The organism is Gluconacetobacter diazotrophicus PA1 5 (assembly GCF_000021325.1).
In the GTDB taxonomy this organism is placed as follows: Bacteria; Pseudomonadota; Alphaproteobacteria; order Acetobacterales; family Acetobacteraceae; genus Gluconacetobacter; species Gluconacetobacter diazotrophicus.
Genome location: NC_011365.1, coordinates 3,481,692 through 3,506,043, shown reverse-complemented (window position 1 = coordinate 3,506,043; position 24,352 = coordinate 3,481,692). Strand labels below are relative to the sequence as shown.

Annotated in this window: 26 protein-coding genes, 1 tRNA gene and 1 other RNA gene; 18 read left to right on the top strand and 10 right to left on the bottom strand. The window is 68.1% G+C overall.

Annotation, left to right across the window (positions count from 1 at the left end):
• The first annotated feature begins 85 nt into the window (after positions 1 to 85).
• Both GDIA_RS16070 and GDIA_RS16065 read left to right on the top strand, forming a co-directional pair.
• Positions 86 to 970 (top strand): LysR family transcriptional regulator, encoded by an 885-nt coding sequence (locus tag GDIA_RS16070; RefSeq protein WP_012554816.1) that lies wholly within the window; start codon positions 86 to 88, stop codon positions 968 to 970.
• 51 nt (positions 971 to 1,021) lie between these two features.
• Positions 1,022 to 1,258 (top strand): hypothetical protein, encoded by a 237-nt coding sequence (locus tag GDIA_RS16065; protein WP_012554815.1) that lies wholly within the window; start codon positions 1,022 to 1,024, stop codon positions 1,256 to 1,258.
• Positions 1,259 to 1,305: 47 nt separating this feature from the next.
• Here the strand turns inward: GDIA_RS16065 and GDIA_RS16060 are convergent, their stop codons facing one another.
• The 4 genes from GDIA_RS16060 to GDIA_RS16045 all read right to left on the bottom strand — a co-directional run bounded on the left by GDIA_RS16060 (position 1,306) and on the right by GDIA_RS16045 (position 3,482).
• Positions 1,306 to 1,593 carry a hypothetical protein gene (locus GDIA_RS16060; RefSeq protein ID WP_012554814.1) on the bottom strand — a complete coding sequence of 96 codons (288 nt, stop codon included), beginning with the start codon at positions 1,591 to 1,593 and terminating at the stop codon, positions 1,306 to 1,308.
• A 109-nt stretch (positions 1,594 to 1,702) separates the two neighbouring features.
• Positions 1,703 to 1,999 (bottom strand): integration host factor subunit beta, encoded by a 297-nt coding sequence (gene ihfB / locus GDIA_RS16055; protein ID WP_012227540.1) that lies wholly within the window; start codon positions 1,997 to 1,999, stop codon positions 1,703 to 1,705.
• A 22-nt stretch (positions 2,000 to 2,021) separates the two neighbouring features.
• Positions 2,022 to 2,963, bottom strand: a complete 942-nt coding sequence (sppA, locus tag GDIA_RS16050) for a signal peptide peptidase SppA (protein ID WP_012227542.1) — start codon at positions 2,961 to 2,963, stop codon at positions 2,022 to 2,024.
• A gap of 42 nt (positions 2,964 to 3,005) precedes the next feature.
• Complete coding sequence (locus tag GDIA_RS16045) at positions 3,006 to 3,482, bottom strand: Ros/MucR family transcriptional regulator (protein WP_012227543.1); 477 nt, start codon at positions 3,480 to 3,482, stop codon at positions 3,006 to 3,008.
• Positions 3,483 to 3,617: 135 nt separating this feature from the next.
• Between GDIA_RS16045 and rbsK the strand changes: the two genes are divergently transcribed.
• From rbsK to guaD, 5 genes are all read left to right on the top strand, one after another.
• Positions 3,618 to 4,568 carry a ribokinase gene (rbsK, locus tag GDIA_RS16040; protein WP_012227548.1) on the top strand — a complete coding sequence of 317 codons (951 nt, stop codon included), beginning with the start codon at positions 3,618 to 3,620 and terminating at the stop codon, positions 4,566 to 4,568.
• A gap of 86 nt (positions 4,569 to 4,654) precedes the next feature.
• Positions 4,655 to 5,356, top strand: coding sequence for a glutathione S-transferase N-terminal domain-containing protein (locus GDIA_RS16035; protein ID WP_012554813.1), 702 nt, complete (start codon positions 4,655 to 4,657; stop codon positions 5,354 to 5,356).
• Positions 5,357 to 5,367: 11 nt separating this feature from the next.
• Complete coding sequence (locus GDIA_RS16030; protein ID WP_012554812.1) at positions 5,368 to 6,654, top strand: UdgX family uracil-DNA binding protein; 1,287 nt, start codon at positions 5,368 to 5,370, stop codon at positions 6,652 to 6,654.
• Between the two features lie 138 nt (positions 6,655 to 6,792).
• The gene (locus tag GDIA_RS16025) at positions 6,793 to 8,952 is read left to right on the top strand and encodes an FUSC family protein (protein WP_043459457.1); all 2,160 of its coding nucleotides are present in this window, start codon (positions 6,793 to 6,795) and stop codon (positions 8,950 to 8,952) included.
• A 67-nt stretch (positions 8,953 to 9,019) separates the two neighbouring features.
• Positions 9,020 to 10,369 carry a guanine deaminase gene (gene guaD, locus GDIA_RS16020; protein ID WP_012554810.1) on the top strand — a complete coding sequence of 450 codons (1,350 nt, stop codon included), beginning with the start codon at positions 9,020 to 9,022 and terminating at the stop codon, positions 10,367 to 10,369.
• A 22-nt stretch (positions 10,370 to 10,391) separates the two neighbouring features.
• Here the strand turns inward: guaD and GDIA_RS16015 are convergent, their stop codons facing one another.
• The 3 genes from GDIA_RS16015 to GDIA_RS16005 all read right to left on the bottom strand — a co-directional run bounded on the left by GDIA_RS16015 (position 10,392) and on the right by GDIA_RS16005 (position 12,906).
• Complete coding sequence (locus tag GDIA_RS16015; RefSeq protein ID WP_043459055.1) at positions 10,392 to 11,804, bottom strand: diguanylate cyclase; 1,413 nt, start codon at positions 11,802 to 11,804, stop codon at positions 10,392 to 10,394.
• Positions 11,805 to 12,016: 212 nt separating this feature from the next.
• Complete coding sequence (locus GDIA_RS16010) at positions 12,017 to 12,718, bottom strand: aldo/keto reductase (protein WP_012554808.1); 702 nt, start codon at positions 12,716 to 12,718, stop codon at positions 12,017 to 12,019.
• Positions 12,719 to 12,816: 98 nt separating this feature from the next.
• A tRNA-Ser gene (locus GDIA_RS16005) sits at positions 12,817 to 12,906 on the bottom strand.
• A gap of 307 nt (positions 12,907 to 13,213) precedes the next feature.
• Between GDIA_RS16005 and rplU the strand changes: the two genes are divergently transcribed.
• From rplU to proB, 4 genes are all read left to right on the top strand, one after another.
• Positions 13,214 to 13,528, top strand: coding sequence for a 50S ribosomal protein L21 (rplU, locus tag GDIA_RS16000; RefSeq protein WP_012227565.1), 315 nt, complete (start codon positions 13,214 to 13,216; stop codon positions 13,526 to 13,528).
• A gap of 68 nt (positions 13,529 to 13,596) precedes the next feature.
• Entirely contained in the window at positions 13,597 to 13,866 is a 270-nt protein-coding gene (rpmA, locus tag GDIA_RS15995) for a 50S ribosomal protein L27 (protein ID WP_012227566.1), read from the top strand.
• A gap of 172 nt (positions 13,867 to 14,038) precedes the next feature.
• On the top strand, positions 14,039 to 15,091 hold the full coding sequence (gene obgE, locus GDIA_RS15990; protein WP_012554807.1) for a GTPase ObgE: 1,053 nt from the start codon (positions 14,039 to 14,041) through the stop codon (positions 15,089 to 15,091).
• The gene (gene proB, locus GDIA_RS15985; RefSeq protein WP_012554806.1) at positions 15,088 to 16,236 is read left to right on the top strand and encodes a glutamate 5-kinase; all 1,149 of its coding nucleotides are present in this window, start codon (positions 15,088 to 15,090) and stop codon (positions 16,234 to 16,236) included. Before obgE ends, proB begins: the two co-directional genes overlap by 4 nt.
• 34 nt (positions 16,237 to 16,270) lie before the next feature.
• Here proB and GDIA_RS19555 read toward each other — a convergent pair whose 3' ends face one another.
• Positions 16,271 to 16,939 (bottom strand): hypothetical protein, encoded by a 669-nt coding sequence (locus tag GDIA_RS19555; protein ID WP_012554805.1) that lies wholly within the window; start codon positions 16,937 to 16,939, stop codon positions 16,271 to 16,273.
• 81 nt (positions 16,940 to 17,020) lie between these two features.
• Positions 17,021 to 17,293: a DUF2312 domain-containing protein gene (locus GDIA_RS15975; RefSeq protein WP_012227575.1), complete on the bottom strand. Its 273-nt coding sequence runs from the start codon at positions 17,291 to 17,293 to the stop codon at positions 17,021 to 17,023.
• 276 nt (positions 17,294 to 17,569) lie between these two features.
• Here GDIA_RS15975 and zwf point away from each other — a divergent pair, with 276 nt between their 5' ends.
• From zwf to petA, 3 genes are read left to right on the top strand one after another with little or no spacing between them, the layout of a single operon-like run.
• Positions 17,570 to 19,048: a glucose-6-phosphate dehydrogenase gene (zwf, locus tag GDIA_RS15970; protein ID WP_012554804.1), complete on the top strand. Its 1,479-nt coding sequence runs from the start codon at positions 17,570 to 17,572 to the stop codon at positions 19,046 to 19,048.
• 15 nt (positions 19,049 to 19,063) lie between these two features.
• Positions 19,064 to 19,516 carry a hypothetical protein gene (locus tag GDIA_RS15965; protein ID WP_012227579.1) on the top strand — a complete coding sequence of 151 codons (453 nt, stop codon included), beginning with the start codon at positions 19,064 to 19,066 and terminating at the stop codon, positions 19,514 to 19,516.
• Positions 19,517 to 19,560: 44 nt separating this feature from the next.
• On the top strand, positions 19,561 to 20,226 hold the full coding sequence (petA, locus tag GDIA_RS15960) for a ubiquinol-cytochrome c reductase iron-sulfur subunit (RefSeq protein WP_012554803.1): 666 nt from the start codon (positions 19,561 to 19,563) through the stop codon (positions 20,224 to 20,226).
• Here petA and GDIA_RS15955 read toward each other — a convergent pair.
• Positions 20,210 to 21,184 (bottom strand): alpha/beta hydrolase, encoded by a 975-nt coding sequence (locus GDIA_RS15955; protein WP_012554802.1) that lies wholly within the window; start codon positions 21,182 to 21,184, stop codon positions 20,210 to 20,212. The two genes, petA and GDIA_RS15955, sit on opposite strands and share 17 nt — an antisense overlap.
• 84 nt (positions 21,185 to 21,268) lie before the next feature.
• Between GDIA_RS15955 and rnpB the strand changes: the two genes are divergently transcribed.
• The 4 genes from rnpB (at position 21,269) to ftsL (ending at position 24,328) form a co-directional block, all read left to right on the top strand.
• Positions 21,269 to 21,683, top strand: an RNA gene (gene rnpB, locus GDIA_RS18125) — RNase P RNA component class A.
• A 304-nt stretch (positions 21,684 to 21,987) separates the two neighbouring features.
• A complete protein-coding gene (mraZ, locus tag GDIA_RS15950) occupies positions 21,988 to 22,464 on the top strand; it encodes a division/cell wall cluster transcriptional repressor MraZ (protein ID WP_012227584.1) in 477 nt (158 codons plus the stop codon).
• Positions 22,461 to 23,477, top strand: coding sequence for a 16S rRNA (cytosine(1402)-N(4))-methyltransferase RsmH (gene rsmH / locus GDIA_RS15945; RefSeq protein WP_012227587.1), 1,017 nt, complete (start codon positions 22,461 to 22,463; stop codon positions 23,475 to 23,477). Before mraZ ends, rsmH begins: the two co-directional genes overlap by 4 nt.
• Positions 23,474 to 24,328, top strand: coding sequence for a cell division protein FtsL (gene ftsL / locus GDIA_RS15940; protein ID WP_012554801.1), 855 nt, complete (start codon positions 23,474 to 23,476; stop codon positions 24,326 to 24,328). Before rsmH ends, ftsL begins: the two co-directional genes overlap by 4 nt.
• Positions 24,329 to 24,352 lie beyond the last annotated feature (24 nt).

Genomic DNA, 24,352 nt, shown 5'->3' with positions numbered 1-24,352 from the left:
CATAAATCCTTGACCGGATCGGGTATTTCCGTCACCAGAACCAGATTGTAACGACAGGTTCTCCAACCAGGATCGGAATGCAGCGTTGGACTGGGATAAACTCCGTATTTTCCATGCGGTGGCCGAAGCAGGGTCCTTCACACACGCGGGTGACGTACTCAATCTTAGCCAGTCGGCGGTCTCCCGCCAGATTTCGGCGCTGGAAGAAGCGCTGCAGGTTCCCCTGTTCCACCGACACGCGCGCGGACTGATCCTGACGGAACAGGGCGAAACCCTGAACCAGACGGTGCGCGAGGTCTTTTCCAAGCTGGCGATGACCCAGTCCCTGCTGACCGAAAGCAAGGAAAAGGCCGCCGGACGGCTGCGCGTGACCACGACGACCGGTTTCGGAACCTGCTGGCTGACGCCGCGCCTGCATCGTTTCATGGATGCCAATCCGGACATCAGCATCACCCTGATCCTGGAAGACAACGACCTGGATCTGGGCATGCGCGAGGCCGATGTCGCGGTGCGGATGCACCCGCCGCGCCAGCCCGACCTGGTCCAGCGCCATCTGGCGGACTTCCCGCTGCCGATCTACGCCTCGCCCGGCTATCTGGAGGAATTCGGCACCCCGGCGACGCTGGACGACCTGTCCAGCCACAAGCTGGTGCTGTTCGGCGGCTATCATCCGCCGGTGCCGCACATCAACTGGCTGGCCGAAGCCGGCGTGCCGGCGGACGAGAAGCGCCCCGCGCGGATCGAGGTCAACAGCCTGCCGGCCATGGCCGAGGCCATCGCCTCCGGCGTCGGAATCGGGTCGATCCCGGCCTATGCGGCGGTCCTGCACCCGCATCTGGTCAAGATCCTGCCGGAAGTCACGGTCCCGACGGTCGATGCCTATTTCGTCTATCCCGAGGAACTGCGCACATCGAAGCGCGTCGCGGTCTTCCGCGATTTCCTGCTGGCCGAAATCAACGGCCGTCACTGACAGGTCCGCATCCAGCCAGGCAGCATTCGAATGCAACAGGAAAAACGGACAATGGCCGGCGGCGGCACAGGCACACAGGGCAACGGAACAGCCAAGCAGGCGTACGAGGCCCGCCGCGCCGCCAAGGCCGGCGTCAGCCTGGATCGCTGGATGGACCAGAAGGACGAACGCCGGACCGTGGCCAAGGCCGCGCCTGCACGGTCCAATCCCCCGCCGGCCAATCCGCTGCTGGCCCTGGCCCGGTCCACCTGGCGCCGCCTGATGGACCGGGCCCACCGACCGCTTTAGCGGCTTGGGGCGAAAAGCCGGGACTTTGCCCCGGCGTGCCGTCCCGCTCAGCTATGCCGATGCGCCGTGCGTCGCAACTGGCACCGGCGCGAGGTATCGCGATAATACATCGCCTGCCCGATCGGGGCGAAATAGCGACGCCGCCCGACCGCCCGCAACCTGTGCCCGGGGGTCGTGATGACGGCGTCATGCGTCGCACAGAGATGCGCCGCCAGACCGGTACGACGATGGGCATGGCGCTGCCCGTCCCGCGCCCATGCCGGACCGCCGGCACCCAGTGCCATGCACACTACCAGAAGACCCGAGATCACGTCCCGCATCCTGCGCCCCTTCATGGCCCGCCTTCTTCCATAGAGAAGAACCCGTAGCAGCAGCAATTGGAACATATCAAGAACATTCGGCAGGACGAACCGGAACACGAAGGAATGACCGTCCTTCGTTCCCTCAGTCCTCGGCGGGGGCGCCGTTGTTCACGCGCTCGCGCAGTTCCTTGCCGGCCTTGAAGAAGGGGACGACCTTTTCATCCACCGCCACCATTTCACCGGTGCGGGGATTGCGTCCGGTGCGGGCGTCACGCTTCTTGACCGTGAAGGCCCCGAAGCCGCGCAGTTCCACACGGTCCCCCCGGGCCAGCGCCGCGCTGATCTCGCTGAAGATCGTCTGGACGATCAATTCCACGTCGCGGCTGAGAAGGTGCGGATTCGCCGCAGCCAGTTCGGCGATCAGCTCCGATTTGGTCATCCTTCCCCTCCCGAGATCGTGTTCAAGGTTTCCAGATCGCAACAGCCCCGTCAAGCGCAACGCCTTGCGAAAGCACGCTTCCTGCCCACTCGTCACCGAAAACGACGCCCAGCATGCTGCGCGTGATCCGGTGCATCCAGCCCTGCCCGGTCGTCACTTTCAGGTCCACGACCGGAATCGTCCCGCTCAGGTGCCGGGTACTGGTCAGCCACGCCTTGGCGTCGCGCTCGTCCCCGATCTGGTCGATCAGTCCCAGCGACAGCGCCTGCCGGCCGGTATAGGGCCGGCCGTCGGCCAGGGTCCGCACCCGTTCGACCGGCATATGCCGCCCGTCGGCCACCATGGTGACGAACTGGTCGAACAGGTCCGCCACCACCCCCTGCAGCATCTGCCGCCCTTCCGGCGACAGGGGCTGCGTTCCCGAAGGCTGGCCCTTCATCGGGCCGGAGACCAGTTGATCGACCTTGACCCCTACCCGGTCCAGCAGGCCCGACACGTCCGGTGCTTCCATGATCACGCCGATCGACCCCGTCAGGGTGGACTGGACCGCGAACACGCGCTGCGCCGGCACCGAAATCATGTACCCCGCCGAAGCGGCCAGGCCCCCCATCGTCACCGCCACCGGCTTGCGGGCCGCGAAACGGGCCACCGCGTCATGCAGTGCCTCGCCCCCGCTGACCGATCCGCCGGGGCTGTCCACGGCCAGGATCATGCCGCGTACCGAATCGGTTTTCGCCGCCTTGTCGACCAGGTCGATCAGCTTGCGATTGTCCGATCCGATGATGCCCGCCACGCGCACGCGCACCAGATGATCGCGCGACGCGAAACCGCCGCTGCGCATCAGCGAATGACCGCCCACGCCGACCAGGGCCAGCACGAACGAGGCAACGGCGGCGATCCGCCAGAATACCAGCCGACGCCGCAGTCGCAGCCGGTCGACCGTCAGGTCGGGATCAGTCGCCATGCGGCATCACCCGGACCAGCCCAATACCAGAACCCACCATCGTTACGACACGGCGGCCTTGCGTCCGCGCCGGGCCGGCTTGGCCGCGGAATCGTCGTTCGAGGAGTCCTCGACCACCGCCGTGATCTTGCGGCCCAGCCCGATCTCGCGCGCCAGGGTCGACCGGCGCTCGGCGTAGTTCGGCGCAACCATCGGGTAATCCGACGGCAGGCCCCAACGCTCACGATACTGTTCCGGCGTCATTCCATAGGCGCTCTGCAGATGCCGCTTCAGCATCTTCAGTTTCTTCCCATCTTCAAGACAGACGATGTAGTCAGGAAACACCGACCGCTTGATCGGCACCGCGGGCTGCAGCTTCTCGGGTTCCGGCGCGACCTGCCCCAGCGAAGCCAGAGCCTGATAGACCTGCCGGATCAGATCCGGAACACTATCAGCAACGACGGTGTTATTCGAGACATGAGCTGATACGATCTGGGCGGTGAGTTCCAGGAAGGGGGCATCCTGCTCAATTTCCGACATACCGTTTTTTCCATTCCGTTTATTATATCAGGAGCGATTCGTAACAAAAATTTACGATGAAACACAGCAGAATTATAGTGCATTTCAATAATTAATACAACGACTTTTTCTAAATTTAACGAAAGCCGGATATCCATGCCCCGACCCAAAAGTAAAAATCACCCTCTGGTTGTATTCGGTAGCATCAATATCGATATGGTCGCCCGGTTGCATCACTTTCCCGCGCCAGGCGAAACTTTACACGCACAGGGCACCGACCTGGGGCTTGGGGGCAAGGGCGCCAACCAGGCGGTGGCGGTCGCGCGCCTGGGGGCGGAGGTCCTGCTGATGGGCCGGACCGGCGACGACATGTTCGCCGACTACGCCGCTACCTCCCTGCGGCGGCGCGGCGTCGGGCCGGACGGCCTGTTCCGCTCGCCCGGCGACACGACCGGCCTGGCCATGATCTGCACCGACAGCGCGGGGGAAAACACCATCGTCGTCGCCGGGGGCGCCAACCTGGCGATGGATGGCGACGATGTGGCACGCCTGGTGCCGCTGCTGACGCCGGGCGCGATCGTGCTGATGCAGTGCGAGATCCCGATGGACACCATCCTGGCCGCCGCCCGCCGGGTCGACGCCGCCGGCGCGACCCTGATCCTGGACCCCGCCCCGGTCCCCGATGCCGGCCTGCCCGACGAATTGTTCCGTCTGGCCACGCTGATGACCCCCAACGAAACCGAGACCGAACGCCTGACCGGACTGCGCCCCCACGACCCCGACAGCGCGCGCCAGGCCGCGGGCCGGCTGCACCAAAAGGGGCTGCGCCGGGCCATCATCAAGCTGGGCGCGCGGGGCGTGCTGTATTCCGACGAGTCGGGCCACGGATTCATTCCCCCTTTCCACGTCACCGCCATCGACAGCGTGGCGGCGGGCGATTGTTTCAATGGCGGGCTGGCCGTAGCGTTGTCGCAGGGCCTGGACCTGGCCCGGGCCACGCGCTTCGCCGCCGCCTGCGGCGCGCTGGCCACCACGCGCAAGGGCGCGGCGGACGCCGCCCCGACCCGCGAGGAAGTGGAGGGCCTGCTTTCGGCACAGCCGCGATAAGTATCCGACCTTTTGGCGCGACCCCGCGTTGCGTGCGGTATGATCACCCTGCCGGCCGTCCCATCGGCCGGCGATCGGGAGGCACCATGATCGACCTGTATTACTGGACGACGCCGAACGGCCACAAGATCACGCTGTTCCTGGAAGAAACCGGGCTGCCCTATCGCCTGATCCCGATCAATATCGGCAAGGGCGAACAATTCGCCCCCGACTTCCTGAAGATCGCGCCGAACAACCGCATCCCCGCCATCGTCGATCAGGACCCGGTCGTGGGCGGGCCGCCGATCCCGCTCTTCGAATCCGGGGCGATCCTCTATTACCTGGCCCGCAAGACAGGCCGTTTCCTGCCCGCCACGCTGCGGGAGGAAACCGAGGTCATGACATGGCTGTTCTGGCAGATGGGCGGCCTGGGCCCCATGGCCGGGCAGAACCATCATTTCCGCCTCTACGCCCCCGAACGCCTGCCCTATGCAACCACGCGCTATACCCAGGAAACCGAGCGCCTGTACGGCGTGCTGGACCGCCACCTGGCGGGCCGGGACTTCATCGCGGGCGGCGGATACAGCATCGCCGACATGGCCTGCCACCCCTGGATCATCCCCGAAAACCAGGGACAGGACATGGCCGCCTTCCCCAACCTGGCGCAATGGCATGCCCGGATCGCCGCACGACCGGCGACCCGACGGGCCTACAGCCTGACCGACCCCGTCCGCGCCGGGCAGCCGCCGGTGCGCGAACCGGCCGAACGCGCGGCGCTCTATGCCACGCTCGACACAACCGCCGATTGAACGTCTGCATCATGCCGCACGCGCACGCCAGAGTGACGCTGGCCCATGAGGTCGATTTCGCGGGCTGGCGAACCGCGACGCGCCGCCTGGTCATGGCCGGCCAGCCCGCCGGGCGGATTGCGTGGCGAATCGACGCACGCATGGCCGACCCGATCGAGGACCAGGGCGCCGAAGCACCGGAGGGCGACCCTTTTCACGTATCCCGCGCCCTGCTGGACCTTGCCGAGACCGTCATCCAGGCGCGCGATCCCGACCGTTTCGCGCTGCTCTACCGGCTGGTCCAGCGCAACGCGGCCGGCGAACGCGACCTGCCGACCCGCACCGACGACACCGACATCGCCCGCGCGCTGGTCCTGGCCCAGGCGGTGCGGGACGATACCGCCCGCCTGCGCGCGCATCTGGAGCTGCCCGCCGAGGACGTGGCCATCGGGCAGTGGACTTCGGAGTCCCACGTCCTCGTCCCCAATGCGCGATTCCTGACCGTTCAGCGTTCGCTGCGCCCCTGGGCGGTCTCGACGCCGGACGAAACCCTTCTGTGGACGGGCCGCAGCCTGCATCTGCTGCCGCCGGGCACCGCCCCGTCCGCCCTGCCCACGGACAGGGAGTCCTGGGAGGGGACGGGCCTGACGCTGCGCCCCGCCGATCTGCCGCGTCCGGCCCTGCGCCTGACCGAGGGACTGGATATCGCACGGATCGACAGCCTGCCGGCCCTGATCGCGGCGGCGCGCGACTGCCTGATCTGCGCGATGGCACGCCAGACGACGCAGACGGTCTTCAGCGATGGGCGCCCGGGGGCCGCGCTGATGCTGGTGGGCGAACAGCCGGGCGACCAGGAGGACCGCGTCGGCCGGCCTTTCGTCGGGCCTGCCGGGCAATTGCTGGACCGCGCCCTGCACGAGGCCAGAATTACCCGCGATGCCGTCTACGTCACCAACGCGGTCAAGCATTTCCGCTTCCAGAGGCGCGGCACCCGGCGCCTGCATGAAAAGCCGACCGTGGAAAACGTTACGGCCTGCGCGCCCTGGCTGGCGGCGGAACGGCGCATCGTGGCGCCGCGCGTGCTGGTGATGCTGGGCGCCACCGCCGCCGGTGCCGTCCTGGGCCGCAGCGTCACGATCGGGCGCGAGCGGTCGCGCCCGATCCCACTGGCCGACGGGTCGACCGGGCTGGTCACCGTTCATCCGTCCTTCCTGCTGCGCCAGCCGGACGAGGATGCACGCACCCGGGAATATGCCCGCTTCGTGGCCGATCTGCGCCTGGCGCGGGACCTTCTGCCGGCGGCTACGCTCCCGTCCTGACCCCGCCGGTCCATGGCTGATGACTGATATGCAGTCTCACCATCGTTACCCTGGGCGTGGTTCTGTTCTATCACAACCCCCCCCCGTCGCTGCCGGAAGCCGTGCATCGTGCCTGTTTTTCCCTCGTCTTTGACCCCCATGCTGACGCGTCTGGCGTGCTGGCGGCCACCGAGCATCCGGCCGCCCGGCTATGCGCGGATGAGCGGCCTCAAGTGGCTCTACGCCCCGAAGGGCGAGGCGATCGGTTTCGCGGTACGCACCACGATCGCGGCACTGCTGTCCCTGCTGCTGGCGATGTGGATGGAACTGGACAGCCCGCAATGGGCGCCGATGACGGTATGGATCGTGGCCCAGGGGTCGCGCGGCGAAAGCCTGTCGAAGGCCCGCTGGCGCCTGGTCGGCACCGCCATCGGCGCCACCTCCGCCGTGGTCCTGATCGCGGCCTTTCCCCAGGCGCCATGGCTGTTTTTTCCCGCGATCGGCATATGGATCGGCCTGTGCTGCGGGCTGGCGACGCTGGTGCGGAACTTCCGGTCCTACGCACTGGTGCTGTCGGGCTATTCCTGCGCCATCGTCGCACTGGACGCCATCCGCAGCCCCGACGACGTGTTCATGATCGCGATGTCGCGCTCGACCTACATCGTGCTGGGCATCGTCTGCGAAAGCCTGGTCGCCGGGCTGTTTTCCCATAACCTGGCGGAAACCGCGCGCCGCAACATCCGTGAAAAGCTGCAGACGGCGCTGTCCAGCAGTTCGTCCGCCATCGCTGACCTGCTGGCCGGCGACCAGCAGGCCTTCATCCGGTCGCGCGCCCTGTTCGGCACCATCCTGACCATCAACGACCAGATCGAGTTCAGCGAGGTCGAGATGGGCCCCCACGGGCACGAGGGCGACCATGCCCGCGCCGCCCTGGCGGCCGTGTCCGTGCTGCTGTCGCGCGGCCTGGGCATGACCGCGCGCATGCGTGCGCTGGGCGTGCCGCACCAGACGTTCACCGAGACATCGCTGCTGGTGCGCACCTATCTGCAGGGGCTGCCGCAGCGCCTGAAGCGCGACGAGGACGTCCTGGCCGCGATCGACGATCTGCGCGCCCTGCGCGGCGTGTGCCGCCAGCAGGTGGTCAATGCCCTGACCGAGGAAAGCAACGGCCGGTATCCTGCCGACGGCCCGGAAATCCAGGCCCTGCTGGACCTGCGCATCCTGCACAGCGCGCTGGAGGAACTGCTGGCGGAACTGCAGCAGGCGATCCGGGAATTCGACGCCAGCCAGCATGTCATTCGCGGCGACCATTTCCATTTCCGCCTGCAATCCCATCGCGACCTGAAGGAAGCGGCCCATAACGGCATCCGCGCCGCGGTGGCCATCACCTGCGCCGGCCTGATATGGGAAGTCACCGCGTGGTCCAACGGCCTGCCCTTCATCACCATGGTCGCCCTGACCTGCGGCCTGTTCGCCACGCGCGAAAACCCGGTGCTGGGCACGATGAACTTCCTGCGCGGGGCGATGTGGTCGGTGGCCGCGTCCTTCATACTGGTCATGCTGCTGCTGCCCCGCCCGGCCGACCCGGAAATGCTGGCGGCCTGCCTGGCGCTGCCGATGATCGCGGGGGGGCTCGCCACCCGCAACCTGGCCACGGCGGGGGCGGCCGCCGCCTATACGCTCTTCCTGCCCCACCTGGTCGGGCCGTCCAACCAGGGACGCCTGAACGAGATCGCGTATTTCAATTCCGCGTTCTCGCTGCTGTGCAGCATCGGCTTCTCGGTCCTGATCTTCCGCACGATCCTGCCCTTCAGCAGCGCCCGCGAACGCTGGCGGATGCGCAACCGCAACCTGCACGACCTGCGCCACCTGGCATCCGCCCTTCCGGTGCCGCAGACCCGCGACTGGATCGGGCGCAACACCGACCGCTTCTCGCGCCTGATCCGCCACGCCGGCCCTACCCCCACCCCGACCATCGAGGCCTATCTGCAAGGCACGCTGTCGGTGATGACGATCGGCCTGAACGTCATCCGCCTGCGCACCGTGCTGGCCCGGGACCAGTTGCCGCTGTCCGCCCGGCGGCCGATTACCGTGGTGCTGGGCCGCATGGCGCAACTGACCGGACGCTACGGCCGCACCGCACGCTCGGCCCGGGTCGCCACCGCCAGCCTGCGCCGGATCGAGGCCCGCGAGGCCAATATCGGCGCGCGCATCGAAATGACCCGCGCCATCGCGTACCTGCTGGTCATCTCATACGAACTGGATGCCAACGCCGCCTTCCTGGACGCGTCGAAACCCTATCGAATCGCCCAGTCCTGACCGGCTTCCAATGGCCGGACGAAACAGGCAAGACTGACCGGCAATTCCCGAGTGCCGAGCCCCGATCATGACATCGCCCCCGTCCGCCCCACCCCGCCGCCGCGCCCTGCGCGGACCGGCCGTCACCTTCCGTGCCGATCCGTTCCTGGACGATCCGTCCCGGGCCCTGGTCCATGAGCCCGACGCGCTGATCCTGGTCGAGGACGGGCACATCACCCGTTTCGGCGCCTTCGACGCGCTGCGCGATGCCATTCCCGAAGGCACGCCGGTCACGTCCTATCCCGACTGCATCCTGTCGGCCGGGTTCGTGGACACGCATGTCCATTACCCGCAACTGCCGATGATCGCGGCCTATGGCGAGCAGTTGCTGGAATGGCTGGAACGCTACACCTTCCCGACCGAGGCCCGCTTCGCCGATCCCGTCCATGCCGGCCAGGTCGCCCGGCGCTTCCTGCGCGAACTGCTGCGGGCCGGCACCACCAGCGCCGCCGTGTACTGCACCGTCCATCCGCAGTCGGTCGAGGCGTTCTTCGCCGAATCGGCCCGGCTGAACACCCGCATGGTGGCGGGCAAGGTCCTGATGGACCGCAACGCCCCCGACGGCCTGCGCGACACCCCCCAGGGCGGATATGACGAATCGCTGGCCCTGATCGACCGCTGGCACGGGCGCGGACGCCAGTTGTACGCCGTGACCCCGCGCTTCGCCGCCACCAGCACCGAGGAACAGCTCGACCTGGCCGGCAGCCTGCTGCGCCAGCGCGACGGGCTGTTCATGCAGACCCACCTGTCGGAAAACCAGGCGGAGGTCGACTGGATCCGCCAGCTCTTCCCCCGGCGCCGGTCCTATCTGGATGTCTATGCCCATGCGGGGCTGGTCGGGCCGCGCAGCGTGCTGGGCCACGGCATCCATGTGGACGAGGAGAATTTCTGCACCTGCCACGCCGCCGGCTGCGCGCTGGCGCACTGCCCGACATCGAACCTGTTCCTGGGCAGCGGCGCGTTCCGCCTGTTCGACGCGGTGGACCCGCGCCGTCCGGTCCGCGTCGGGCTGGGCACCGATATCGGTGCCGGAACCAGCCTGTCGCAGCTCCAGACGCTGAACGAGGCTTACAAGGTCGCGCAATCGACCGGCCGGCGGCTGCACCCGGCGCAGGCCTTCTGGCTGGCCACCGCCGGCGGCGCGCGATCACTGTACCTGGACGACCGGATCGGCACGATCGCCCCGGGCATGGAGGCAGACCTGTGCGTACTGGACCCCCGCGCCACCCCGCTGATGGCCCAGCGCGCCGAACGGTGCGAGACGATCGAGGACCTGCTGTTCGTCCTGATGATGCTGGGCGACGACCGCAGCGTCCGCGCAACCTACGTGGCCGGCGAACTGCTGCACGACCGCGACGCGGCCCCGCAGGCGGCGTAGGCCGGACCTGCGCCCCGCGCCGTCAGGGACCGGTCGTGGCGTGATGGTCCGCCGGGTCCGCCTGTCCATGCGACGGCGGACCGGAAGCAGCTGAAAAAAGACAATAGCCGTTTCGACCGGCCCGTTTTGCCTGATAGAGCGCGACATCCGCGCGGCGGATGATCTCGCCCGGCTGCAGATGCGCGTCCGTCGCATGAAAGAACGCCGCGCCGATGCTGGCGGTCACGGACCGTTCGCCGCACGACAGGATATAGGGCTGCAGAAGCAGGCCGTCGGCGAACGACGAGCACAGGACATCGAGCATCTCGTGCGTGAAGTGTCCGGGCACGATGGCTGCGAATTCATCGCCGCCCAGGCGCGCGATATGCGCGTTGCGGCACGCGAGAAGATCGACCATGCGTTTGCTGAACGCCTTCAGGACCTCGTCCCCGATATGGTGGCCCAGGCTGTCGTTGATCTGCTTGAAATGGTCGATGTCGATCAGGAACACGGCCCCCGGAGAGCCCTCGACGAGCAGAGAGACAAGAATATGTCTCAAACGTCGCCGGTTGATCAGGGATGTCAGGGAATCATGCGTGGCCGCATATTCCAGATGCTGCTTCATGAGGGAAAGGCGGTTCGTATGCCGGCGATTTTCCCCGCTGGCGTTGCTGACGAGGACCGCCGTCAGGAAGAGCGAGAAAAGATAGGGCTGGAGCATCGCCGCGCGCATCAGATGCCCGTCGGGCGAGAGGCGTGCGATCGGTCCCAGCCCGTGGGCGGTCAGTGCCGAGGTGAAAACCGAGACGAAGAAGATCGACGTGAGCACCTGTCCGGCCGAGGCGCGGAAAGCCAGCAGCACAAGAACGGGGTAGGTAAACAGGAAAAAGGACGATCGCGAGAACGAAAACAGAAAGATCGCCAGGACGACCGAAACGACCGACAGGATGACGGGCCCGGCCGGACCATTCCGGTGGGGCTTCCGTCCTTCCCAGTACCGCACGACGGACAGCATCGCCGGGGTGGCAAGCAGAAGCCCCAAAGCGTCGCAGAAGACCCATTGCAGCCATTCCCCGAGCTGCTCGCTGGGGTCGTCCAGCACGACGCGTTCGAAGGTCGTCCCTGCCCCGGCCTCGACGGCCGCCGCCAGCACGGCGATGATCGTGAAGGCCACGAAACGCCGTGGGCGCGTCAGGTTCGTCATGGCCCCGCAGAATCGCCGGGTGAAGGGCGCGGCCAACACGACCAGGAAAACGTTGAGGACGCAGGCCAGCAGGGATTCGGGCGGAGAAAGGGCGCTCTGTCGGTTGACCAGCAGGTTAAGCAGGAAGCACGCAACGAGAACGCATGCCGCGAGACGCATGCGAAGCGTAAGCAATGCCGCGAGCATCACGGCGTTGGGCGGCCAGAACGACGTATAACCCTCGTCGTCGGAGCACAGGAAACGCGTCACCACGGTAATGGCGCCAAAAATCAGTACCAGGACGATTGCGTGCCTGATGCTTCGATTGGGCTCGGCTCGTCTACAGGGCCGCCAACGCATGCAAACCCCTCCGGGTACCACGTACGAGTTATGTCATGGGCTGAAATGCGACTGCAGGTGGTTCCGACCAATTAACACAACGTCGACGTTTCCGAAATGACCGCAGATCCGAGTCCCTTGCGGGGTCAGAATTCCTCGTGCCGGGCCGGGTCCTGGTCGAAGGTCCGCCCGTCGGGACGGGCCAGGGTCGCGATGGATGCCATGTCTTCGTCGGTCAGCGCGAAATCAAAGATCGACATGTTCTCGATCTGCCGCGCGCGCGACGCCAACTTGGGGATCGGGACCGCACCGACCTGATGATGCCAGCGCAGCACCACTTGCGGGATCGACCTGTCCAGGCGAGCGGCGATTTTTCCCAGCAGCGGGTCGGAAGTCAGCCTGTTGGCGCGTCCCAGCGGGCTCCAGGCCTGGGTGGCGATGCCATGCGCGGCGTGCCACGCGCGCAGGTCGTCCTGCGGGAAATAGGGCGACAGCTCGACCTGGTTGATGCTGGGCGCGACGCCGGTTTCGTCGATCAGGCGCTGGATGTAGTCCGGCAGGAAGTTGCAGACCGCGATCGAGCGGATCATCCCGCGCTTCTTCGCCTCGATCAGGGCGCGCCATGCCTCGACATAGCGATCCTGCGACGGATTGGGCCAGTGGATGTAATAGAGGTCGTAATCCGGCGGGTTGCCATGACACGCCCCCTGCGTCGTGCATTGCCTCCCCGAAGAACGGAATGGCTGCGGCCCGATCCCGAGCGGCTGCGGCGGGGCGACGCGGAGATTTTGGCGGGTTTCGCTGTCGAGGAGGGGCAAACGCGGGCCGGAACGTTCCGGCGCATTCATGCCAACGTGGCGGGCGATTGAGGCCGCCGGCGTCATGGGATCGAAGCCGGCAAGAACGATTGTTGCTAAACTGGCCACACGCCAAAGGCGTTTCAACGTGGCGGAGAGGGTGGGATTCGAACCCACGGTACGCTTGCACGCACAACGGTTTTCGAGACCGCCCCGATCGACCGCTCCGGCACCTCTCCATTCGCTAGCGGCGATGGGTCGGCCTTATAGGGTGGGGATGAGTCCCACGCAAGAGACCTTCATGCGTTTTTCCGTCATAATGTTTCGTCCCCCCTCCTCCGCGGCCCTGGAATGGCCGGGGCCGAGATTGGCGGTTGACGTGGGGCGGGACGGGGCAGTAAAAGCCCGACCTCGCCCTCGCGCAGACGGGGGATTGCCATGCCCGCCCCACGGCAGGCCATGGCCAATGACAAAAAGCGACTGGGCCGCGTCGCCTGTTCCGCAAGGGGCCGCACGCGCCAAGAGATCGGAAAGACAGGTTAGAACATGTTTGCAGTCATTCGCACCGGCGGAAAGCAGTATCGCGTTTCCCCGGACACCGTGCTCAAGGTCGAGAAGCTCGATGCCGAGGCCGGCGCCACCGTGACCTTCACCGACGTCCTCGCCGTCGGCGGCGAGAGCGGCACGACCATCGGCGCCCCGCTCGTCGCGGGTGCCACCGTGACCGCCACGGTCATCGCCCAGGATCGCCTGGATACGGTCATCATCTTCAAGAAGCGCCGCCGGCAGAACAGCCGCCGCAAGAACGGCCATCGCCAGCCCGTCACCGTGCTGCGCATCGCCGCGATCAACGCCGCCTGAACCCTGCCCCGGGGCCATGACGCCCCGGACAGGCTTATCAGGTCAGATCAGATTCAGGAGTTCAGGCAATGGCACAAAAAAAGGCAGGCGGTTCGTCCCGCAACGGACGCGATAGCGCCGGTCGGCGCCTCGGCGTCAAGAAGTTCGGTGGCGAAACCGTCGTCGCGGGCAACATCATCATCCGGCAGCGCGGCACCAAGATGAAGCCGGGCAGCAATGTCGGCCTGGGCCGCGACCACACGATCTTCGCGCTGGTCGACGGCCATGTGAAGTTCGAGCGCCGCGCCGAAGGCCGCGTCCACGTGTCGGTCGAGGCGTTGCCGGTCGCCGCCGAGTAAGCTTTCCCGCTTCTCGGGACCGTTTTCGACCCCGCAAAGGGCCGGTCCTCGGGACCGGCCCTTTTTGCGTCATGGCGCGGCGTTGCACCCGCGCCGTGGCCGCACGATTTCACGGCATGCCCCACCGGCATGCCTGCACAGGGCGCGCCTTCGCCCCGACCGGACCAGTACGATGAAATTTCTCGACCAGGCCAAGATCTACGTGAAGTCCGGTGACGGCGGCGACGGCGTCGTCGCCTTCCGGCGCGAGAAATACATCGAATTCGGCGGTCCGGACGGCGGCAATGGCGGGCGCGGCGGCGACATCGTGTTCGAGGCCGCGGGCAACCTGAACACGCTGATCGATTTCCGCTACACCCAGCATTTCCGCGCCCGCAAGGGCGGCAACGGGGCCGGGTCCGACCGGACGGGCGCGGCGGCCGCCCCGGTGCTGATCCAGGTCCCGGTGGGCACGCAGATCTTCGACGAGGACCGCGAGACGATGCTGGCGGACCTGGACCAGCCCGGCAAGCGCATCGTGCTGTGCCACGGCGGCGACGGCGGCCGGGGCAACGCCCATTTCAAGACCAGCACCAACCGCGCCCCCCGCCGCGCGGACAAGGGCTGGCCGGGCGAGGAGCGCTGGATCTGGCTGCGGCTGAAGCTGATCGCCGATGTCGGACTGGTCGGCCTGCCCAATGCCGGCAAGTCCACCTTCCTGTCGGTCGTCTCGGCCGCGCGGCCCAAGATCGCGGATTATCCGTTCACCACCCTGCATCCGCAACTGGGCGTCGTGCGCCTGTCGGTGGCCGAGGAATTCGTGATCGCGGACATTCCCGGCCTGATCGAGGGCGCGCACGAGGGCGCGGGGCTGGGCGACCGCTTCCTGGGCCATGTCGAACGCTGCGCCGTGCTGCTGCACCTGGTCGACGGGGCGGCGGGCGACGTCGTGAAGGCGTGGCGCACCATCCGGCACGAACTGGAAGCCTATGATGGCGGGCTGGCCGCCAAGCCGGAAATCATCGCCCTGAACAAGATCGACGCCATGACGCCGCAGCAGATTTCCAGCCGCCGCCGCGCGCTGGAAAAGGCCAGCGGCATGCCGGTCGTCACCCTATCCGGCGTCACGCGGCAGAATCTGGACGACGTGCTGCGCCTGCTGCAGGACCGCGTGACCGCGACCCGCGAGGCCGCGCGCGACGCGGCCCCGCCGCAGGCCGCGGCCGGGCGGGAGGAAACGGCGTGACCGCCCCCGAATCCACCGGCCTGCCCGACCTGGGCGCCGCCCGCCGCGTCGTCGTGAAGATCGGCAGCGCGCTGGTCGTGGATTCGGGGACCGAGCCCGGCCAGGCCGCGCCGCGCGCCGCCTGGCTGGACAGCGTCGCCCGCGACATTGCGGAGCTTCGGCGCGCCGGCACCGACATCATCGTCGTGTCCTCGGGCGCCATCGCGCTGGCGCGGCACGGGCTGGGACTGACGCGCCGCACCCTGCGGCTGGAGGAAAAGCAGGCCGCGGCCTCGGTCGGGCAGATCCGCCTGGCCCAGGCCTGGACCGACGCGCTGTCGGCGCACGGACTGGTCGCCGCGCAATTGCTGCTGACCCCCGACGACACCGAGGACCGGCGCCGCTACCTGAACGCCCGCGCCACGCTGGACACCCTGCTGGGCCTGGGCTGCGTGCCCGTGATCAACGAGAACGACGCGATCGCCACCACCGAAATCCGCTTCGGCGACAATGACCGCCTGGCCGCCCGGGTGGCGGAAATGACCGGCGCCGACCAGTTGATCCTGCTGTCGGACATCGACGGGCTCTATACCGCCGACCCGCGCATCGACCCCACGGCGCGGCACCTGCCGGTCATCCCCGCCCTGACGGCGGAGATCGAGGCCATGGGTGGCGCCCCGCCACCGGGCTATTCCTCGGGCGGGATGCGCACCAAGCTGATGGCGGCGCGCATCGCCACCCAGGCCGGCTGCGCGATGGCCATCACGATCGGCAAGGACGTCCACCCGCTGGCCCGGCTGCGCCAGGGGGCGCGCTGCTCGTGGTTCCTGCCGATGCCGGACGGGCGTTCGGCGCGCAAGCGCTGGATCGCGGGCGGCCTGGCCCCCGCGGGGCGGCTGGCCATCGATGACGGCGCCCGCCGCGCGCTGGCCACCGGGTCGTCGCTGCTGCCCGCCGGGGTACGCACGGTGGAGGGCGACTTCGAACGCGGCGACCTGCTGCTGGTCACCGACCTGGACGGGAACGAGATCGCGCGCGGCCTGTCGGCCTACAGCGCCGCCGACGCCCGCCAGATCGCCGGCCACCGCTCGGACGATATCGAAGGACTTCTGGGCTGGCGCGGCCGGGACGAGATGATTCACCGCGACGACCTGGTACTGGGCTGATTACCAAGCTGAAAGACAGGCATTAGAGTCGTCTCTAGTTCCGGGGCGGCCAGCGCAAGGTGGGTTCCGACCGGGGACGGCGGTTGCCCCATTCGTCGTCCGGCCTCTCACGGTCCGCCCGCGGCGGGACAGGCTGTTCGGGCGGGGGGAAGAAAGGCGGCTCGCGCAGCGGGGACGCCGAGGCAGCGGGTGCTGCCGGTCGGTCGTGCCACGGCATCGGCCGGCCCTCGTCCAGCGGCGCGCGCACGCTGGGGCGCGGTGCGGCGGCGGGCGGGGGCTCGACGGGCGGCGCGGCGCGCGCGGGGGCTGGTCCGGGCGGCGGCGGATCGAAGCGGGTGGGGCGGGACGCCGCCGGGCGCTCGGGACGCGGCGCGTAGGCATCACTGGCGGCGGGAAGATCGGCCGCTCGGGCCACCATGGGCGGCGGGTCGGCCGGCCGCGCCGCCATGGGCGCGGGTTCGGCCACCGGAGCAGCGGCGCGGGGCGCGGCTGGCATTGCCGGGCGCCGTTCCTCGGGCGGCACCGCCAGGACGCGCAGTTCGGCCTGCAGATCCTCGATCTGCAATGCCAGCGCGTCCAGCCGCCCTTTGACGCCGAAGACGGCGAAGGGCATCAGCAGCCAGACGAAGGCAAACAGCGTCCCCAGGATCAGCAGCGTCAGTTGCAGCCACCAGGGCATCCAGTCGGAAAACGGGAACGGCATCGGCGTACGACCAGAATGAAGGATGTCCCCGCGCCGACGGGACCGGATCGGTCCCGCCCGGCGCAAGGATCACGGTGAAGGCTACATTCCCAAAGCGCGCCGGTAGATGTCCAGCAGGGTCTCCTGCTCCTCCACCTCGGCGGGCTCCTGCTTGCGCAGGCGGATGATCTGGCGGATGACCTTCACGTCGAAACCGGCGGATTTCGCCTCGGTGAAGATGTCCTTGATGTCGCCGGCCAGCGCCTTGCGCTCTTCTTCCAGGCGCTCGACGCGCTCGATGATGCTGCGCAGCCGGTCCGCCGCGATTCCGCCGACCGCCGCCTTGTCGTCAGCAGCAAAATTTTCCGCATCCATGGAACGGCATGCCTCCAGCATCGTGGTTGGAACCTCGCCCGTCCGGGACAGGGGGAAGAGGAAAACCGCCCGAACCCGAAGGGAACGGCGGGCTTATCGTGACGGTGGCGGCCGGTCAATGGCAACTTGACAGGCCCGGGGACCTCGGCCCAAACCGTGGACAAGGCAGGTCGTCCCCACGGCAACGGGGCCGGCTTCTGCACGTCCGTGTGATACCCCCGATACCAAGCGCGACAACAAGTACAACAATCAAACACTTGCAGGAGGCCGCACCCGATGGCTCAGCTCCCCCCCGTGGATATCTTCGACTACATCGTTTTCGGAGCCACCGGCGACCTGACGATGCGCAAGCTGCTGCCGGCGCTGTATTACCGCTATCGCGACGGGCAGATCCCCGACGAGGCCCGGATCATCGGCACCGCGCGTTCGCCGCTGTCGCGGGCGGATTTCCAGGGCCGTGCCGAAAAGGCGCTGCATAACTTCGTCAAGCCCGCCGACCTGGACCCGGACACCGCGCGCCGCTTCCTGGACCTGGTCCATTACGTCAGCCTGAACGGCGCCGAGGCCGACAGCACCTGGCCGGCGCTGAAGAGCCTGCTGGCCGAAGCCCCCGCCGACCGCATCCGCGTCTACTACCTGGCGACGGCGCCGGGCCTGTATGGCCAGATCTGCGAGAACCTGAGCAACCAGGGCCTGGTGACCGAGCAGTCGCGCGTCGTGCTGGAAAAGCCGATCGGCACGGATCTGCAGAGCGCCAATGCCATCAATGACGGGGTGGGCCGGCACTTCCCGGAAAACCACATCTTCCGCATCGACCACTACCTGGGCAAGGAAACCGTCCAGAACCTGATCGCGCTGCGCTTCGCCAATCCGGTGTTCGAGCGGCTGTGGTCCAGCGACGCGATCGAATACGTCCAGATCACGGCGGCCGAGACCGTGGGCGTCGAGGGCCGCGGCCCGTATTATGACAAGTCCGGTGCCCTGCGCGACATGATCCAGAACCATCTGCTGCAGGTGCTGTGCCTGGTGGCAATGGACCCGCCCGGCTCGCTGGAAGCCGACAGCCTGCGCAACGAGAAGCTGAAGGTGCTGCACGCGCTGCGCCCCATCACGCCCGACGATGTCGCGACCTACACCGTGCGCGGCCAGTACACGCGCGGCAAGGAAGGCGACAAGACGCTGGCGGGCTATCTGGAGGACCTGGGCGAAGATGCGACCAGCAGCACCGAGACCTTCGTCGCCATCCGGGCCGAGGTGCATTCCTGGCGCTGGGGCGCCGTGCCGTTCTATCTGCGCTCGGGCAAGCGCATGGCCGAGAAATGCAGCGAGATCGTCATCCAGTTCAAGGCCGCGCCCTGGTCGATCTTCGCCACCAAGCCTCCGGCGAACCGCCTGGTCATCCGCATCCAGCCCGATGAAGGCGTGACGCTGTCGGTATCCACCAAGGACCCGACGCCCACCGACAGCCTGGCCCTGCGGCAGGCGGATATCGACATCGCCTTCGAAAAAGCCTTCGGTACCCGCTATCCGGATTCGTACGAGCGCCTGCTGCTGGACGTCGTGCGCGGCGACCCGGTGCTGTTCATCCGCCGCGACGAGGTCGAGGCCGCGTGGCGCTGGGCCGACCCGATCCTGCAGGGCTGGGCCGAGGACAAGGTGAAGCTGGAGCCCTACCCGGCCGGAAGCTGGGGCCCCGAGGCGGCCCGCGCCCTGCTGGCACGCAGCGGCCACCAGTGGCACGAGGACATGGCGTAAAAGAGCACGAACCTGATGGCTTCCCTGAACCCCAAGCCGGCGATGCGCCGCCCGCGCCTGACGATGCGCCAGCGCATTGTCAGGCGCCTGTTGATGGTGGTGCCTCTGGCCCTGCTGGCGGTCCTGGCCGCGCGCATGGGCTGGCTGGACCAGGCAGCGGACCGGATCACGTTCGACCATGCCAGTTGGTTCGATGACACCGCGCTGGTGGAACATTTCCGCACCGTGGTAACGCATAACGGCATGACCGACGCGCCCGGCCGCTGCCTGCTGTTCATCGTCAACGGCAACGATCCGCCGGATGCCGCGCGGTTCGACGTCATGGAAAAACATTCCGGCTCCTGCCCCCCTGCCAAGGACGCCAAGGACCCGCTGCCGAAGCTGTTCACGCTGAAGGTCGACCGGGTGGACAAGACGGTGCAGACCGACTGGGGATCACCCGGAACGTTCCACCCCATGCCGCGCTGACGCCCCTTCCATCCCACCCCGAACGCTTGGCCGACAGGACCACGATGACGACGACCGGAACGCCCGAGACAGGCCCCCACCCGACCGGAACCGCCCTTCCCGGCACGGGGCGCCGCGATTTCCTGACGCTGGTCACCCTGGCCGCCGGCGGCGCGGGGGCGGCCGCGTTCGCATGGCCGTTCCTGGACAGCCTGCGCCCCGGCGACACGAAATCGGCGCGTGCGCCGGTCGACGTGGACGTGTCGAAACTGCCGCCCGGCCAGCAGATCACGGTGGTGTGGCACGGCAGCCCGGTCTTCATCACCCACCGCACGCCGGAATCCCTGGCCCGGCTGCAGGAGGCCGCGCTGGCCGCCCGGCTGCGCGACCCGTCATCGGGCGCGCTGCAGCAGCCGCCCTATGCCGCCAACTGGCACCGTTCCATCAAACCGGAATTTGGCGTGGTGGTCGGGATCTGCACCCATCTGGGCTGCGTACCGACCTATTCCCCCGCCCCCGATCCGGCAACGCCGATCGCCAACTGGCCCGGCGGCTATGCCTGCCCGTGCCACGGGTCCAAATTCGACCTGGCGGGCCGGGTCTTCACCGGCGCGCCGGCGCCGTACAACCTGCCCGTCCCGCCCTATTCGATGCCCGGCCCGACGACGATCCGCCTGGGGCAGAACCCGGCGGGGTCCGATTTCGACTTTTCCTCTATCCAGCAGATCTGACCGGGTCCTGCCCGGCAAACGCCGCGCGCAGGCGTTTGCCGCCGAAACGGATGGCCGCCTTCCCCCACGGCATGAACGAATACAGGTTCAGGTAGCCGTGGATCGTGCCGGGATAGCAGCGCACCTCCGCCTGGCCGCCCGCTTCGCGCAGGGCGGCGGCATAGCCCGTGGCCTCGTCATGCAGCGGGTCGCACTGCGCGGGCACGATGACCGCCGGCGGCAGTCCCGCCAGCGAGTCGGCATGGATCGGGGCCATCAGCGGATGACGCAGGTCGTCGGGCGTGCGGATATATTGCTGCGCGTACCATTCCATCAGTCGCGTCGTCAGCATGTAGCCCTCCGCATAGCGATGGCGCGACGGCACGTCCCGCTCGCCATAGAGCGAGGGGTAGTACAGCAGTTGCAGCGCCAGGTCCGGCCCGCCGCGATCGCGCGCCAGCAGGGCCAGGACCGCCGCCAGGTTGCCGCCCGCGCTGTCCCCGGCCACCGCGATCGGGCCGCCCCAGCGCCAGGCCTCGCCCGCCAGCCAGTCCAGCGCGGCCAGGCAGTCCTCGACCGCGCCCGGAAAACGGTGTTCCGGCGACAGGCGATAGTCGTAGGACAGCACGGCGGCGCCTGATGCCCGTGCCAGGCGGCAGCAGATTCCATGATGCGAGTTCAGGCCGCAATGCACGAACCCGCCGCCATGCAGGAACAGGACCACACCCCGGACGCGGCCACGGGGAACATACAGCCGCGCGGGGCGCAGTTCCGTCGCCCCGGGAACCCGTACCGCCAGGACCCGGCGCAGCGGCAGGCTGGACAGCGCCTGCGGGAAGCAGGGGCGGTCCAGCGCCTGTCGCAGGGATTCGAGCGTATGCGGCACCTGCGCCCGCTGCCTCGCCCGGCTGGTCATGTGCCGCAGCAGCAGCCGCGCCGCCAATCCGGGCGTGGTCCGCCCCGCCGGTCCGACATCCATGTCCGCGCCTCCCCCCATCTGCCTCTTTTTGATGCGGCGCATTCCCCCTTGACGCAACCCGGACAGGTCGTCAGTTTCCGCAGGCCAGATGGTCGGGCGGCCGCTGTCGCGTGGATTTCCCACGCGGTGGAGGAAAGTCCGGGCTCCACGGAGGAACGGTGCCGGCTAACGGCCGGCGGGGGTGACCCCAGGGAAAGTGCCACAGAAAACAGACCGCCCCCACGGCATTCCGGTTCGCCGGAGATGGTGCGGGTAAGGGTGAAACGGTGCGGTAAGAGCGCACCGCGCGTGCGGTAACGCAGGCGGCAGGGCAAACCCCACCGGGAGCAAGACCGAATAGGAACGGCAGACGGACCGCCTCGCGCGGGGTCGTCGGGGGTCCCTCCGCCCCGTCGTTCGGGTTGGTCGCGTGAGGCGCGCCGCAAGGCGCGTCCCAGAGGAATGGTCGCCCCCCTTCATCGAAGGTGGACAGAACCCGGCTTACAGACCATCTGGCCGTTCTCCCCATGCCTTGCCCTAATTATGCACCAAAATGTTCTCGTTTTGATCCAAAACCCAGAAGAACATAACATAAACATTCATATTTATTCCGCTTTGTTCCACAGGTCCGCAGACAATTGGCCTCCGCCCGATCCGCGACTTGGCCAATCCTCAAAAAACAGCGGTTTTCCGCCAGAATTTCAGCGCGTTTAATTTGACGTCCCATAAAATCCCATGATATCCCATAAAAACCCGGGCCGAAGGGGCTGCCGGGCCCGTGTGCGCGCATCGCACGTCATTCCAGCCAGGGGGCATCGCATAGCGTGAGTGTGTTCCTTGGCACCCATCAGAACCGTCTCGATGCCAAGGGCCGCGTTTCGATTCCGGCCGGCTTCCGCACGGCATTGCGCGCCCAGGCGGCGGCGGGCGAGGCGCTGGTCATCCTGCGCCCCTCGCACCAGTATCCGTGCATCGAGGCCTGGCCGACCGCCGCCTTCGCAGCACTCAGCCAGCCGCTGGACCGGCTGGACATGTTTTCCGACGAGCATGACGACATGGCCGCCGCGCTGTACGCCGACGCCTACCCCGTCGATGCCGACCGCGAGGGCCGGATCATCCTGCCCGACACCCTGAAGGAACACGCGGCCCTGACCGACAGCGTCGCCTTCATGGGGCTGGGCCGGACCTTCCAGATCTGGGAACCCGCCGCCGCCGAGCGCCGCAGGGCGGAGGCCCGCACCCGCTCGCGCCAGCTCGCCCTGCCCGCCCAGGGCCGCCGCCAGGGGGGCGCGGACGCATGAGCACCATCCCTACCTCGGGCCACATCCCGGTCATGCTGGCCGAAGTGCTGGAGATGCTGTGCCCGCGCGACGGCGCGACCTATCTGGACGGCACGTTCGGCGGTGGCGGCTATGCCCGCGCCATCCTGGGGGCCGCGCGCTGCACCCTGTGGGCGATCGACCGCGACCCTGCCGCCATCCGGCGCGGCCAGGCGCTGCAGGCCGAATTGCGCGACGCCGAGGGCGGGATGCGCCTGCACATGCTCCAGGGCGGGTTCGGCGACATGCAGGGCCTGCTGGCCGAAAGCGGGGTGCACAGCCTGGACGGCGTGGTGCTGGATCTGGGCGTGTCGTCCTTCCAGCTCGACGAGGTCGAACGCGGCTTTTCCTTCCGCACCGACGGCCCGCTGGACATGCGCATGGGCGATACCGGCCCCACGGCGGCCGACATCGTGAATACGATGGGCGAATCCGACCTGGCCGACATCATCTATGAATATGGCGAGGAACGGATGTCCCGCCGGGTCGCGCGCGCCATCGTCGCCGCCCGCGCGCAGGCGCCGATCACGACCACATTTCAACTGGCCGACATCATCCGCTCGGTCGTGCCGGGCGACCGTTCGGGCATCGACCCGGCCACGCGTTCGTTCCAAGGCATCCGCATCCACGTCAATGACGAGCTGGGGCAGATCGTAACGGGACTGGAACAGGCGCTGGCGCTGCTGGCCCCCGGCGGCCGGCTGGTCGTGGTGTCGTTCCACTCATTGGAAGACCGGCTGGTCAAGCAGGCGCTGAACCGCGCCGCCGGCCGCATGCCCGGCCCCTCGCGCCACGATCCCCGCTCCATGCGGGCCGAGCAGGCGGCGCCGGACTTCCGGCTGCTGACCAGCCGCGCCCTGCGCCCCGGCGAGACGGAATGCCGCGCCAACCCCCGCGCCCGCAGCGCGCGTCTGCGCGCGGCGGAGCGCCTTGCGGTCCCGGACACCCAGAACAGCACCCATAATAATACCAGCCCCCAGGAACGCCGCCCATGATGCGATCCTTCACAATCCTCTGCGCCATGATGGCCGGCCTGTCCGGGCTGTACCTGTATTCCACGAAGCACCAGACCACGCTTCTGGACCAGCAGATCTCGCAGATCGTTGCGGATACGCAGCATGTCCGCGAACAGACCGCGATGATGCGCGCGGAATGGGCGCTGCTGAACCAGCCGGACCGGCTGGCCAGCCTGTCGGCGCGCTTCCTGCCCGACATGAAGCCGATGGCGCCGACCCAGTTCATCCAGATGACGGCTCTGGCCGACCGGCTGCCGGCCCCGGGCGCACGGCCGCTGCCGGTGGCCAATCCGCGCGCCACCATCAGCGCCACGATCGGCGCGACCCTGGCGGCGGCCCAGCCTTCCGCGACCGCGACCCTGGCGGCGGCGCGCCGTCCGCAGGCGCCGGCGGTCGAACAGCCTGTCCGTCTGGCCGCGTACCGGCCGGCGACCGGCGAATCGGCCCCGGCCGCGCACCCGGATCGACCGGTCATGGTGGCCGAGGCCGCGCCGGTGGCGTTCCATGCCGCCCCGATCGTCCCGGCCGCGGTCACCCCGGTCCAGCATTCCAGCCACGCCGCCCCGGTTTCGCCCGATTTGACGCATAACTCCGCGCGTCGTGCCGTACTCCCCGTTGCCCCTGCCGCGCGCCCCGTGCTACCGCCTGCCGCCGCTCCCGCCGTCCGCATGGCCGCCTATCGCCCGGTGCGGCCGGTGCCCATGGCCGTGGCCGCCTGGCGGCCGGCGGCTCCGGTCCCGTATCAGGAGGCCCGGGGCTATGGCAGGGGGTCCTCGCTGGGTTTCACGCATTCCGCTTCTCTTCCGCCCCCCGTCCCCGTCAGCAACTGACGACCCAGCCCCCGATGACCTAGC